Source organism: Pseudomonas lijiangensis, assembly GCF_018968705.1.
In the GTDB taxonomy this organism is placed as follows: domain Bacteria; phylum Pseudomonadota; class Gammaproteobacteria; order Pseudomonadales; family Pseudomonadaceae; genus Aquipseudomonas; species Aquipseudomonas lijiangensis.
In genome coordinates this window covers 284,719-299,043 of sequence record NZ_CP076668.1, presented here as the reverse complement: position 1 = coordinate 299,043, position 14,325 = coordinate 284,719, and the positions used below count along the sequence as shown (strand labels likewise).

The 14,325-nt window shown below is 56.9% G+C and carries 11 protein-coding genes; 6 read left to right on the top strand and 5 right to left on the bottom strand.

Annotation, left to right across the window (positions count from 1 at the left end; translation table 11 throughout):
- Positions 1–264 precede the first annotated feature (264 nt).
- The 4 genes from KQP88_RS01410 to KQP88_RS01395 all read right to left on the bottom strand — a co-directional run bounded on the left by KQP88_RS01410 (position 265) and on the right by KQP88_RS01395 (position 4,012).
- Positions 265–1,962 (bottom strand): ABC transporter ATP-binding protein, encoded by a 1,698-nt coding sequence (locus KQP88_RS01410; RefSeq protein WP_216704639.1) that lies wholly within the window; start codon positions 1,960–1,962, stop codon positions 265–267.
- 67 nt (positions 1,963–2,029) lie between these two features.
- The gene (locus KQP88_RS01405) at positions 2,030–3,154 is read right to left on the bottom strand and encodes a DegT/DnrJ/EryC1/StrS family aminotransferase (RefSeq protein ID WP_216704638.1); all 1,125 of its coding nucleotides are present in this window, start codon (positions 3,152–3,154) and stop codon (positions 2,030–2,032) included.
- A complete protein-coding gene (locus KQP88_RS01400) occupies positions 3,151–3,615 on the bottom strand; it encodes an acyltransferase (RefSeq protein WP_025258042.1) in 465 nt (154 codons plus the stop codon). Before KQP88_RS01400 ends, KQP88_RS01405 begins: the two co-directional genes overlap by 4 nt.
- On the bottom strand, positions 3,608–4,012 hold the full coding sequence (locus KQP88_RS01395) for a sugar 3,4-ketoisomerase (protein WP_253950587.1): 405 nt from the start codon (positions 4,010–4,012) through the stop codon (positions 3,608–3,610). The genes KQP88_RS01400 and KQP88_RS01395 overlap by 8 nt, the downstream gene beginning before the upstream one ends.
- Before the next feature lie 394 nt (positions 4,013–4,406).
- Here KQP88_RS01395 and KQP88_RS01390 point away from each other — a divergent pair, with 394 nt between their 5' ends.
- Positions 4,407–4,688 carry a hypothetical protein gene (locus KQP88_RS01390; protein WP_216704636.1) on the top strand — a complete coding sequence of 94 codons (282 nt, stop codon included), beginning with the start codon at positions 4,407–4,409 and terminating at the stop codon, positions 4,686–4,688.
- Between the two features lie 13 nt (positions 4,689–4,701).
- Here KQP88_RS01390 and KQP88_RS01385 read toward each other — a convergent pair whose 3' ends face one another.
- Complete coding sequence (locus KQP88_RS01385; RefSeq protein ID WP_216704635.1) at positions 4,702–6,285, bottom strand: methyl-accepting chemotaxis protein; 1,584 nt, start codon at positions 6,283–6,285, stop codon at positions 4,702–4,704.
- Positions 6,286–7,392: 1,107 nt separating this feature from the next.
- On the opposite strand from KQP88_RS01385, the gene KQP88_RS01380 reads away from it, so the two are divergent.
- The 5 genes from KQP88_RS01380 (at position 7,393) to KQP88_RS01360 (ending at position 14,325) form a co-directional block, all read left to right on the top strand.
- On the top strand, positions 7,393–8,220 hold the full coding sequence (locus KQP88_RS01380) for an energy transducer TonB (RefSeq protein WP_216704634.1): 828 nt from the start codon (positions 7,393–7,395) through the stop codon (positions 8,218–8,220).
- A gap of 71 nt (positions 8,221–8,291) precedes the next feature.
- Positions 8,292–8,978 (top strand): MotA/TolQ/ExbB proton channel family protein, encoded by a 687-nt coding sequence (locus KQP88_RS01375; RefSeq protein ID WP_407681822.1) that lies wholly within the window; start codon positions 8,292–8,294, stop codon positions 8,976–8,978.
- On the top strand, positions 8,978–9,379 hold the full coding sequence (locus KQP88_RS01370) for an ExbD/TolR family protein (RefSeq protein WP_198728112.1): 402 nt from the start codon (positions 8,978–8,980) through the stop codon (positions 9,377–9,379). Before KQP88_RS01375 ends, KQP88_RS01370 begins: the two co-directional genes overlap by 1 nt.
- A 191-nt stretch (positions 9,380–9,570) precedes the next feature.
- Positions 9,571–12,294: a TonB-dependent receptor gene (locus KQP88_RS01365; protein ID WP_221529421.1), complete on the top strand. Its 2,724-nt coding sequence runs from the start codon at positions 9,571–9,573 to the stop codon at positions 12,292–12,294.
- 147 nt (positions 12,295–12,441) lie between these two features.
- Positions 12,442–14,325: an extracellular solute-binding protein gene (locus KQP88_RS01360; RefSeq protein ID WP_216704631.1), complete on the top strand. Its 1,884-nt coding sequence runs from the start codon at positions 12,442–12,444 to the stop codon at positions 14,323–14,325.

Here is a 14,325-nt window from a genome sequence, read left to right as displayed (position 1 = left end):
GGGGATAGCCTGAAATAGCCATGCATTTCTGACTACTGCCCCCTGATTCTCAAAGCAGTAAACCCATCCATCTGGATAGACTTCCACTCAATTCTGTTTTTCAGCTATCAGGCACATCTTGCAGCGGCCACTTCCCACCTTGCAGATGCACCTGCGCCCTGCTTCAAAGCAGGGCGCATGAATGTTTCTAGCATCAACGATATGCGTAGCGAGGTCTTGCCGGGCAGAAAGCCTACGATCCCCCAAGACTCGCTCATTTAAAAACTAACGAACAGCGCCGCACACGGACTCATAAGAGCCATACCTTACCACTGTTCCACCTTCGACCTCGATAACAGTATCACAGGTCTCCAGCGTATTAAGGCGGTGCGCAATGACGATCAACGTCGTGCCATCCCCCAGATCATCGACGGCGCGCATGACCTCCTGCTCGGTTTTACTGTCCAGCGCACTGGTCGCTTCATCCAGAATGATAACGCTGGCTTCTTTATAGAAAGCACGCGCTATCGCAATGCGCTGGCGCTGTCCGCCGGAGAGAAAGACACCTCGCTCTCCCACAGGAGTCTCATAACCAGCAGACCACGATTCGATGACATCGGAAATTTGCGCCTTGGCGGCGGCTCGCTTCACACGATCGAAATCGATATTTTCGTAAGGCACCCCGAAGGCGATGTTTTCAGCCACTGAAGCATCGGACAGAAATATCTGCTGTGGTACGTGGGCAATGTTCCCCTGCCAGTTTCGACTGTTGTCCGTATTCACCTCGACACCGTCGACCGCAAAGACACCGTCCGTTGGAGTCAGCAACCCCATCAGAATATCGATCAGGGTACTTTTCCCGCTGCCCGTAGCCCCCATCAGGCCTACACGCGAACCTTTGGGAATATTCAGGCTGATGTTCTTCAACACCCACGGCGCATCGTTGCCGTAGCGGTACGAGACATTGTCCAGCGACAGACGATCGTTGAAGTCCAGAGGAATGCGCGTCGTTTCGATTTCGACGTCATTACGCTCTTCTGGCAGAAGGTCCAATACATCTCGCAAGGAATCCTGCGCACCGCTGATACATGCCCACGCGGCATAGGATTGCTGCAGGACCGGAAGCAGGCGTTGCGCCGCCAGCGCCAGCGCGCCCAGCATGGGGATGGATGCAAGCAGTCCACCGGGCAACTGCGCAAGCCAATAGGCAAAAATCGCAATCATCAGCATGCCGAACGATTCGATAGCGAATCGTGGCGAGTTCGCGATGATCTGGATATTGGCCTTGGCCCGACGCAACTTGTAATCGGCGCTATCGAAGTCCTTGCGATAGGTGCGCTGAGACGAGTCGATGATCACGTCCCGAATACCTTCAAGACTTTCACTCATCAACTTCAGCAGCCGATCGGAAGTGACGCTCACCACCAGACTGTCTTTTCTCAACTGCTTCCTGGTCACCAGTACAACCGCCAGGTAGACCCCGCCAAAACTTGCAAAGGCGAGAAAGGCGACAACCGGCTGAATGGCCAGGACGATCACGAGGATTGCCAACATCATGAAAGCCGAGCTGACAATGGTCAGAGAGGGGAAAAGAAACTCCCGCACCACGGTATCGACCTTGTTGAAAATGGCAGTGATCACTTCACTGCTGTTCCTGGAAATGTGCTTGCTGTAAGGCTGATGAATAACCGTCTTGTAGATATCGCCTGCCAGATCGCCACCGACGGCCGAACTCAGTCTGTTCTGTGCCCACATCAGCACAAAACGACTGACACCGGAGAATATGGCCGCGGCAGCAAAAATGACGGTCAACGGCAATAAAAGCCCGTTGGCAGAGTCGATTCCCATGGCCGCAAAGAGATCACCCACCAGAGGCTGGCTCAGTAGCTTCTCGGGATTGATCAGGACAGCCAGAAAGGGAACGATGGCTCCGATGCTGACTATTTCCGCAAGCGATGCAACCACCATGAGCCCGAGGATCACAAAGAACTGCAGCTTTCTTTTGAGTGTAAAACACTTCCAAAGACGGCCTAGCAACTGAATCATTGAGTCACTCTTCGCAAGAAAAATTATTAACGGCTGCGATGACCAGTTCGACTTCAGCCGATGTCATTTCAGGACTCATTGGCAAACTCAGGACTTGCTGATGGATCTTCTCGGTCACTGGATAGCTGTGGCCATTGAGCTCTTTGTAAGCCTGCTGCTGATGGACAGGAATCGGGTAGTGAATGATGGTTTGAATACCTTGTGCGGCCAGATGCTGCTGCAACACATCACGCTGCCGGCATTGAACGACGAACAAATGCCACACATGGCTATGCAGCGACAGCGGGCAAGTGCCGGTGGCAAGTGGCAGTTCTACTGAAGAGTTGTTGATACCCTCCATGTACATCCTGGCAATTTCCCTGCGGCGTGCAGTCTGGTCATCCAGATACTTGAGCTTGACGCTGAGCATCGCTGCCTGAATCTCATCCAGACGGCTGTTCACGCCCTGGTAGAGATTCTTGTACTTCTCATGGGAGCCATAGTTGCGCAGTGCGCGCAGGACTTTCGCCAACTCGTCGTCGTCAGTGGTAACAGCGCCCGCATCGCCCAGAGCCCCCAGGTTTTTTCCTGGATAGAAGCTGAAGCCCGAGGCATCGCCCCAGCTCCCTGCCCTGCGGCCATTGAAGCTCGCGCCATGGGCCTGGGCCGAGTCTTCCAGAACCAGAAGTCCCTTTTCCTCAGCCAGGGCCATCAATGCCGGCATGTCGGACAATTGCCCGTACAGGTGAACTGGCATGAGCACGCGGGTTCTGGAAGTCACCGCAGCCCGGGCATTGACAGGGCACAGGTTGTAAGTGCTCGCATCGGGCTCGACCAGAACCGGCACCAGGCGATTTTCGGTGATAGCCAGAACACTGGCGATGTAGGTGTTGGCTGGCACGATGACTTCGTCGCCATCCTTGAGTTTCCCCAGCTCTTTCCAGGCACGCAACGTCAGGTTCAACGCATCGAGGCCGTTGGCAACGCCAATGCAATGCCGGCTACCGCTGTAGGCTGCAAAGCTTTCTTCAAAAGCCGACAGTTCATTACCGCCGATGTACCAGCCCGAATCAATGACACGGGTACACGACTCGATCAATTCGTCACGCATCGTCGAATTGATTTTCTTCAAATCCAGAAAGCTGATCATTTGTCCAGATACCTGATAATTCTTGCCGGGTTGCCTACTACAACAGCGCTGTCGGGCACATCTTTAGTGACCACAGAACCTGCCCCTACCATTGCATTACTACCGATGGTGATACCCGGCAGCAATGTTGCATTGGCCCCAATACTTGCACCGGCCTTGACCGTTATGCCTTGAAACGCATCGGGATATACTTTCGACCTGGGCATTGGATCGTTGGTAAACGTTGCGTTGGGACCAATAAAAACGTTGTCCTCCACGCGAGTGCCGCTCCACAGGAAAACACCCGACTTGACAGTAACATTGTCGCCCACGATAACATCGCCTTCGATCAGCGTATGGGCACAGATATTACAGTTACGACCGATAACCGCTCCCTCCAGAACAACGGAGTATTGCCAGATACGTGTCGAACTACCAATGCTTGAACTTTTGACATCGGCCAGAGCGTGAATCTCAGACATTATTTATCTCCGTGAGAAAACGATCATAACTTCTGATGTAATCCGACTCGTCATAATGTTCGCTGGCCAACACTAAAAGTATGCAGTCGTCACTGAAGTCATGCATTTCGCGCCAGACCATACTTTCGATCAGCAGTCCTCGGGTAGGACTGTCCATCACGGTTTCTTCACGAACTTTGCCGTTATCCAGCACCATCCGGCACTGTCCAGCAACGCAGATAGCAACTTGTTTCAGGTTACGGTGAGCATGATACCCGCGACTGACACCTTCGCCGGTCCGATAGATGTAATAAACGCGCTTAATATCAAAAGGTATTGCTTTTTCCATACCAATTTCCAGAGCGACCAACCCTCCTCGTTCATCGCCCAGACTGGGAAAGTCAATCCATTTCATCATGCTCACTTCACATGCTCCGCTGTATTTTCTGATTGGCGCTGTATAAGAATTCATCGAGATCGGCAATCGCTACAAAAAACGAATGGCTCAGCAATCACCCAGCATTCTACACCGGGGTGCTGCAATACCTTTTTGCCATCTCTGTATGCGGTACATCCTCGAAAATTGTACACCGAGGCTATGCAGGTCCGCTCATCGACTCAAACCCCTGATAATACGCAGGGCAGGCCACCAGTCATACCTTTATAAGCCCTGATCGATGAAAACATCTGCGTATCCCACGCCATGCCGCAGACGCGCTTTGTATCATGGCTATGAAAAAAACGATGTCAGTGTAGGCACGAGGGAGCACAGCGCAAGACAATGCCCCACCCAAACCACGGATGGACATGCAATGAAAGTGAAAAAACGATCAGCCCGATCCCAGCGCATACGCGAGCAGCGGCGGCTGAACCTGCAACGCTACTGGCTGGACTTCTATCGCGCCCGTTACCGGGCCAAGGTCATGGGGATCGTTTCGATGATGGTGCTGATGGCCGGGGTATCGCTGTACACGAGAAGCATGATGCCGATCTATCTGGTGACCCCCATTGCGGTCACCGGTGTGCTGATGCTGACCTGGTTCTGGCGCAAACGGATCGGGCTGGTTGCCGACGATCCGGCGCAGCCCGAATAAGACGCCTTTCATCTCAAAACCTGAATCGCCCGACACTCGCCTGCAAGCTGCCGCCCAGCCTTGCCAGCTCACTGCTGGACATGGCGGTTTCGCCGCTGGCGACGAAGGTCTGATCCGAGATCACTCGCACGTTCACGACGCGGCGGTTGATTTCATCGGCGACGATACTCTGTTGCTCGGCGGCTGCAGCGATCTGGGTGTTCATCTGTTCGACGGTGGACACCGAGCGGCTGATGCTCATCAGTGAGGTGCCTGCACGACGGGTCAGCTCGACACTGCTTTCGGTCAGCGCACGGCTGCTGTCCAGAATCGAAGCCACTTTCTGGGTACCACTCTGCAGACTGCTGACCAGCCCTTCGATTTCCTCAGTGGAAGCCTGGGTTCGTTGAGCCAGGCTGCGAACTTCGTCAGCAACCACGGCAAAACCGCGACCGGCAGCGCCTGCACGGGCGGCTTCGATGGCGGCGTTGAGGGCAAGCAGGTTGGTCTGCTGGGCAACCGACTTGATCACATCCAGCACCGTGCCGATCTTGTCGCTTTCGCGGCTCAGTTCGCTCATGGCCTGAGTCGAGTGGTTCACCTCTTCAGCCAGCCGGCCAATGTGATCGAGGGCATGGACCACGACTTCATCACTTTTACGGGCTTCATCATTGGCGGCAATGGCGGCGATGGACGCATCTTCGGCATTGCGCGCCACCTCCTGCACCGTCGCGGCCATCTGGTTCATGGCGACCGCAACCTGATCCGTCTCGCTCTTCTGGCTGGTAACGCCTGCGGTGGTTTGCTCGGTAACCGCTGACAACTGCTCGGAAGCGCTGGCCAACTGGACAACACCGTCACGAATGCCGCCGATCAAGTCTCGCAGATTGGCAGTCATGCGCTGCATGCTGGCCTGCAGAAGGCCCAGCTCATCCTTGCGATTGACGGGGATGTCGACGCTCAAGTCTCCGCCTGCCACCCGTTCGGCAACATGCAGGGTTTCCATCAACGGTCCGACAATCATGCGGGTAATCAGCCAGGCCGCCAGCGCGCCTAGTGTCAGGGCAATACTCGCAAACACGATGAGCAGAAACTTGGCTTCTGCGACATCTTCATCGCGCTTGGCCGTCTGGTTGACCAGTAATTGCCGACTGGTTTCAAACAGGCTGGCCACTTCCGTGTCCAGGCCATACTGGATCTGCTTGAGCTTCGCGGCGTCGTGGTCATCGGTGGCCCGGACAAAATCCTGGAAATGATCGCGATAACGCTGGGTCGTCTCCATGGCACGAAAGACCAGAGCCAGGTCCGCTGGTGCATTCAGCAGGCTTCTGATTTTTTCATAATGCGATTCCAGGTTGTCGTTCGCCTTGAGCACCGCAGCGGCTCGATCCGTTTCTGGATGCAGGGCATAGCCCAGCTTGGCAATGCGCATGTCGCGCACCATTTCATTTAGCTGAGAAATGGACGCCAGCTTCTCGCCCCGCTCGCGCAGGATATTGATTTCCACCCAACTGAAAGCAGCGATCAGGGTCGTCAGCAGCAGAACGCTGACAAACCCCAGGATCAATTTCGATCTGACACTGATATTGCCCAGCATACCTGCGAACCAGTTGACCATCTCAGAGCGCTCCGTGCACGTTTAAGTGCTGGTGAGTGTCCTCAGGGTCGTTCGGGTTCCGTCGCCTGCCTTGTGAGTGATCCTTTGGTATCCCGTTTGCGACAATCTGTATGTCCACGGTTACAAACAGACACAAGTTGGCACATTTCTTCCTAGTGGAACACTCGTACCAGAAAATCACTGGTTTTGCGGCATGGAAAACGCCCATCGCGCACCACAGTGCAGTCACCGGATGCCACAGCGTCCATAAACAGTGCAAAGACCCGATCAAAAGTCGTGTCTCTTCAGATAAGGAGATCCACTCGTGCCCCACAAGCGCTCGCTGTCTTTTCTACCCCGCCGCTCGCCCTGCCAACGGGCCCGTCCTTGCAATGACCTTCTGTCGCCCTGAGCGACTGCCTTTTTCCTGGATCATCAGGCTTTGTACTTTTTTATCAGCGATCTATCGGCAGGTTCAGACGAGAACAATTATTTAACTAGATAAAGTGAATGTCGTCCGACAATCCATCAGCTAGTTCCAAATAGCCACCTCTCTTTCAGAGTGGGCGCTCGGACTTTGTCTGCCTGTTTATAAAGTTTCTCAAAATACATCATCTTTCACTAAGGAGAATATTCTGTGAGCCCTTGATTATTAACTGCACCAACTTGACTCGACTCATACAAGATTGGTGCATGCCGTCAGCCGGATTTTAACTGGTGTCTTTTTGATATCGTCTGAAAAAACAGAGGGTATTCTTTCGCCTTCAACTTTATGGCTTCACCCCTTAATAAACAGTGGGCACAGCTCAAACTTTTCGGGGATTCGATAAAAAATTACATGAATGCGACATTCGCTCTATTTCAGCCATTACAGACCACTTCCTGATAGTTTCTGGCATAGCGGTTGCTATCTAGCCCTCAGGAACCCTCACTACCTTCAGGTACGTGATAAGAAAAAGGACGATCAATGCCATCTTCATAATCCGTAAACCGTTGTTATCCGATTGAGCTGACGTGCGGCTCCACGGAATCGTGCGCCTGTTAAATGTGCAGCCCTCCAGTATTTGAACATTCACGAAATGTTTGAACGGACTTTTATTGCCCTTCAACTATTCCGAGGGAGCTTTAATGAATGATGCGGCAACCCTGAAGTCGGTCCCTGATCCATTGCCCGATGAAGTTCCCACGGCATGGCAGAGTATTCCGTTTACAGCCAATACCTCACGACCTGGCAGTCTGAATAAACCGCAGGCTTTCTTGTTGATTGCCGCTTCGGTGCTTATTCACGGTGCGGTCTGGTGGTACATGCAGACCGCAAAAGCCGAACTTCCGGAAGTTGCACCCCAAGTTCCGGAAATGACGATTGAGCTGACCAGCCCGACACCACCGACACCGCAAGCGCCGCCTCCGGAGCCACCTCCGCCTGCGCCGCCACCTCCGCCCCCTGAACCCGAGCCCGAAAAGCCGGTTGAGGACCCGGACGCGGTCAAGCCACCGCCCAAACCGGTGGAAAAGCCGAAAGTCGAAAAACCCAAGCCGGTCAAAAAACCGGAGCCCGTACAAAAGCCAAGGCCACCCGCGCCGCCGACACCGCCTGCGCCCAGTGCCCCGAGTACCCCGGCACCGCCGACACCTTCGCCCGCACCTCCAGCACCTGCGGCGCCGGTCAAGGAAAGTGCGGCCGTTTCAGGGCTGGCCAGCCTTGGCAATCCGCCGCCCGAGTACCCGGGGCTGGCGTTACGACGCAGTTGGGAAGGACGCGTGATTCTGCGCATCAAGGTTCTGGCCAATGGCCGGGCCGGCAGTGTTGAGGTGACCCGATCAAGCGGCAAACCGGTACTGGACGAAGCCGCCGTGGAAGCCGTGCGCAACTGGAAGTTCATCCCGGCCAAACGGGGTGACACGCCTATCGAAGGCTTCGCGACACAGACCATCGACTTCAAGCTTCCGGAATGATCCGGCGCATAACAACCGACAACTTTATTCAAGCTGGTGAGGTGTAAACCATGAACGCATCGCTTTCCTCCATGATTGTTCCGGCCGTGCTCTGGGCACTGATTCTGTTTTCCGTATTGAGCTGGGCCCTGTTGCTGATCAAGTCGGCGCAGTACATGAGGCAGAAATCCCAGAACAAACAGTTCACCCAGGCCTTCTGGAGTGCCCCGGACCTGTTGACGGCAGCCGAACACGCTTCCCAGTACCCGGGCGCACTGGCCCGTATCGCCAACAGCGGCTTTGAAGCGATGGCGGTCGAAGATGCACCTCGTACCACCCAGCAACTGGCCCACACCATCAACCGTTCAGACCGACTGGAACGCAATCTGCGCCAACAGATCCAGAAAGAACGCCGGGCACTGGAAAACGGCCAGGCCATTCTGGCCAGTATCGGCAGCACCGCACCGTTCATAGGCCTGTTCGGTACGGTCTGGGGAATCATGGAGGCACTGCAAAGTATCGGACTCACTGGTTCGGCCAGCCTTGAAGCGGTGGCAGGCCCCATCGGCCACGCTCTGGTTGCCACCGGCGTCGGCATCGCCGTCGCGGTGCCAGCGGTGCTGATCTACAACTTCTTCCTGCGCCGCCTGAAGCTGGCCGTTGCCGACATGGACGACTTCGCCCACGACTTCGATTCGCTCGCCCAGCGCAGCGCCTTCGCCGTCACGCGCCAACCCATCGCCACCCGCCACAACCAATCCGTTCGGGAGGCAAGCTAATGGCCTTTTCCAACCAGGACAGCGATGAAGTGCTCAGCGAAATGAACGTCACGCCATTGGTGGATGTGATGCTCGTGCTGCTGGTGGTTTTCATCGTCACCACACCGCTGATGACCAATGCTATCAAGGTCAACCTGCCCAAGACCGACTCGGTGGCGCCGGCCGAAAAGAAAGACCCGGTGGTGGTCAGCGTCGATCAGGACGGCAAGTTCTATCTGGCCAAATCTGAAATTGCCCCCGAACTGCTGGAAAAAAGCCTGCAGGACGAGAAAGCCAAAGACCCGGAAATCCGCGTCCAGTTGCAGGCCGACACGGCCGTGAACTATGGCCAGGTGGCCAAGGCCATGGCCTCGATCGAAAGGTCGGGCATTACGAAGATATCCGTCATGACCTCGAAATGACATGAGGGCTTCGCCGCGCGAAGCCTGCTGACTGAATTCCGTAAGCACGCTCGTCCGTGGGCCGCAAAGCCCCTGGAGGGGAGCGGCTTGCCGGAAAGGAAGAAGTGACACTCCTGATGGGCACAACCGCATCGGGAAAAGAGGGCTCACAAGGCCATTTCAATAACGTCTGGAACAAGTCGGAAATTACCATGCTGATGAATCTTCCCGGTTGCACCCTCAAACCCCTCGCCATTGCGGTACGGCGCCATCCCCGTGTGCTGCTCTGCGCACTGGCCATGGGCATGAGTGGTGCCCAGGCGGCCGATGCCGTCGATGCGGACACAAGCAGTACAAGCGTATCCTCCAGCGCCGCCGTCGTACCCGCCACGACCCAGTTGCAACGTGTCGAAGTCACAGGTTCTGCAATCCGCAGGGTCGATGCCGAGACGGCCGTGCCCATCACCATCCTGCGTGCCGATGACCTGAAGAAACAGGGCGTGACCACCACCCAGGAAATGGTCCAGCGCATCACCGGCAGCCAGTCGATCAACAACAGTGCCGGTTCGGTCGGCGCCGGAACCGGGGGCGCGTCCTACGCCGACATGCGCGGGATTGGCGCAAACAAGACGCTGGTTCTGCTCAATGGTCGCCGCCTGGCGAACAACGCCCTGTCGGGTGTCGGCACGCCCAACGGCAGTGCCATCGACCTGAACATGATCCCGTTTGCCGCCATCGACCGGGTGGAAGTGCTGCGTGACGGCGCCTCTGCGCTGTACGGCACCGACGCCATCGGCGGGGTCATCAACTTCATCACCAAAAAATCCATGACCGACGGCACTTTGAGCCTGGGCGGCGAAACGCCCACCAACAGTGGCGGCGGAGCCACCAAGGACATGAGCGCCAGTTGGGGCTTCGGTGACCTTGAAGAAGACCGCTTCAATGTCATGGGTGTCTTCAACTACAACAAGCAGCAGAATCTGGATGCCAACGACCGCTCATTCGCCAGGGATTATGTGCCGGGACGCGGTCTTAACCAGACCTCCGGGACCGCCTTCCCCGGCAACTATTACCAGGGCAACAATGGCACGAATCCGCTGGCCGGCGGTAACTGCAACGGGCCCAACCTGATCGCCAGCAACGGCATCTGCCGTTTCAGCACCCGCGAATACATCGACCTGATTCCGCAGACCGAGAAGACTTCCTTTTTCGGCAAGGCCACCGGCAAGCTGGCGGACGACCACAACGTCAACCTCGAATACTTCTGGGCCCGCAACAATAACCACACCGACATCGGCCCGGCTCCGCTGACCGGCCTGTCGCTGGACGCTTCGTCGCCCTACTACCCCGGCAACGGCATCACACCCTTGCCGACCAGTTTCGTGCTCGATCCGACACAGCCCATCGATACCGCATGGCGGGAAACCGCAGCCGGGCCAAGGGGTTCCAGCGACCAGAACACCAGTCAGCGCTTTCTTCTGAGCTTCGATGGCATGGTCAGCGGCTGGGACTACAACGTCGGCGCGTCATACAACCAGAACAAGGTCATTTCCTCACTCACCAACGGCTATATCAGCGATGCGGCCATGATCGCCGGTCTGGCCAACGGCATTATCAACCCGTTCGGTCCGCAGACCGCGGCAGGCCAGGCATTGATCGATGCCAACGAATACCATGGCCAGTACTCAAGCGCCGTGGGCCGGGTGGCCGGTATCGACGCCCGCATCAGCCGGGAAATCGGTGACTGGTTTGGTGCCGGACCGGCCGGCCTGGCGCTGGGCGGTGAATACCGCAAGGAGAAAATGCATCAGGAGTACGAAGCCTTCGTCAATGACGTCAGCAGCCTGGGGGCAGACGCGGCGGGCAGTGTTTCGGGCGAACGCAGCGTAAAGGCCCAATACGCCGAATTGAACGTTCCGGTCCTCGACAGCCTGGAACTGAGCGCTGCCATTCGTCACGACAAATACAGCGACTTCGGCAGTACGACCAACCCCAAATACTCGTTCCGCTTCCAGCCGTTCAAGCAACTGGTGGTCAGAGGTGCCTACAGCGAGGGCTTCCGCGCACCTTCTCTGTATGAGCTTTATGCGCCGCGCAGCCTGAGCTTCACCCAGGGTTACTACAACGACCCGACCCTGTGCGCAGGCGGCACCGTGCAGCCTGGCGGTAATGCCGGACGCGACTGCAATCAGCAGTTTCTCAACAACAGTGGCGGCAATACCGAACTGGCTCCCGAAAAAGCCCGCAACGTGACACTGGGCTTCGTCTATCAGCCGGTCAGCACCCTTTCCATGGGCCTGGATTTCTGGTGGATTCACATCTCCAACCAGATTCAGTCGTTCCCTGAATCGACCGTCTTCGACGACCCCACCACCTACGCCGACCGCTTCATCCGCAATCCGGATGGTTCGATCGCCAATATCGTGACCGGCAACGCGAACCTTGGCATCGTCAAGACCAGCGGTGTGGACGTCTCCCTGGACTATCGCTTTCCGAACACGCCGTACGGCCAGTTCGGTCTGGGCATGACCGGCACCTATGTAACCCGCTACGACTACCAGAACATCATCGACGGCCCTTACACCGACAAGGTCGGGGACTTCCAGGGCGATGGCGTAATCTCGCGCTGGAAACATGTCCTGACCGGCACCTGGTCACTGGGCAACAGCCGCGCTTCCCTCACCAACCGCTTCACCAGCGGTTACAACGATTATGACCGCACCACCAACGCTCGGGTGGCGTCGTATACGCTCTGGGACCTATCGGTCGGGCATACCTTCGACAAGGTGCTGGATGTGGATGCCGGGGTCCGCAACCTGTTCGACCGCGAGCCGCCGTTCTCCAATCAGGCCTACAACTTCCAGTCCGGCTACGACCCGCGCTATGCCGATCCGCTGGGCCGCACGCTGTTCGCCCGCATGACCTATCACTTCTGAGGTAATGGCGTGGCTCATACAGGCTCCGTGAGCCACGCCTTGAGTTGCGCTTCGCCCCTCCGGCCCTACAGGTTTCATCCACCTTCCCCGGCCGGAGGTTTTTTTCGCAGTGCATGAGTATTCAGCGCGTACAAGGACAGCCCCATCATGTTGCATACCTCCCGTTTTCTAAGGCGCCTGCTGCTGGGCGTTGTTCTGTACGGTTATGGGCAGGCACTGCTGGCCGCGCCGACCCACGCCTTGACGGTCTATGGCGAAGCACCGAAATACCCTGTGGGCTTTCAGCACTTCGCTTACGTCAACCCGGACGCCCCCAAGGGCGGCTCGCTCACACGCTCGGCCGAAGAAATCGGCCAGTTCAATTACCTGAACCCGTATGTCGATCAAGGCATAAACGTGGTTCAACTCGACACCTGGGTCTATTCCCCGCTGGCCTATCGCTCACTGGATGAGCCCTACACGGTGTACGGCCTGATCGCGGAAAAAATGGAAATGGCCCCCGATGGCCTCTGGATTCGTTTCTTCATCAACCCCAAGGCGCGCTTCGAGGACGGCACACCCGTCACCGCCAATGATGTGCGCTACACCTTTGAACTGATGACCACCAAGGCCAGCTTCAGCTACCGGCCCATGTATGAGGACGTCAAGGATGTGGTCATGGAAGGACCGCTACAGATTCGCTTCGACTTCAAGAACAACCTCAACCGCATGCTGGCTCTGGATATCGCCAGCATGCGCATCCTTCCCGAGCACTGGTGGAAGAACAGAGACTTTGCCAACGGTGGAGGTTTCGAGCCACCGCTGGGCAACGGGCCTTACCGGGTCGCGAAAGTCGACGCCGGACGCAGTGTGGTCTTCGAGCGGGTCAAGGACTGGTGGGCCAAAGACCTGCCGGTCAGCCGCGGGCTGTATAACTTCGACACCCTGACCGTGAATTTCTACGGCGACACGGAAATCGCCCGGCAACTGCTGCAGGCCGGAGCCTTCGACTACAACCGGGAGTTCTCATCGGCAGGCTACACCGTCGGCTACAGCGGCCCGGCCATCGACGACGGACGTCTGCAAAAACACATCCTGGCCCGGCAACGCCCCGTTGCGGCACAGGGCTTTGTCTTCAATCTGGACAACCCCGTCTTTCAGGATCGACGGGTTCGCGAAGCGTTATCGTTGCTGTGGGACTTCGAGTGGCTGAATCGTCGGGTCATGCGCAGTTTCTACGTGCGTGAACAGAGCTACTTCCCCAAGAGCGAGATGGCCGCCACGCAATTGCCGGACGCTGCCGAACTGAAGATTCTCGAGCCCCTGCGCGGCCAGGTCCCGGATGAGGTATTCACACAGGTCTACCAGCCACCCAGCACCGACGGCAGCGGCTATATCCGCGACAAGCAGCTACAGGCCCTGAAGCTGCTGGCCGAGGCGGGCTGGCATCCGCGCAACAACAAGCTGGTCAACGCGGCAGGCGAGCCACTGACTTTCAGCTTTCTCGACGGCCAGGGCGGCTTCGACCGGTTGATATTGCCGTTCAAACGCACCCTGGCGCAGATCGGCATCACCCTGAATTTCATGCGCATCGATTCGGCGCAGTACATCAACCGGCTCAACGCACGGGACTACGACATGATCGTGGTCAGTCTGCCGAAAAACGGCAACCCGCTGATTTCCCCGGGCCGTGAACTGTACAACCTGTTTGGCTCGCAAAGCGCCACACAAGTGGGCAGCTCCAACGCCATGGTCTTGCGCAATCCCGCTGTGGACAGGTTGATCGATGGCCTGGTCGCCGCCAACAGTCGTCAGGACATGGTGCTTTATGCCCGCGCCCTGGATCGGGTCCTGCAATGGGGCTACTACATGATTCCCAACTACTACTCCAAAGGAACGCCGTTGGTGTTCGCCAATCGTTTTGGCAGGCCCGAGATCGAGCCCGTCTACGACATTGGCCTGGAAACCTGGTGGCAGATCAGCCCGACAGCACTGACCAATGCCCAGGCTTCTGCCCTGACAGGCAAGACCACCGCCGCGAAGGAGCCATAA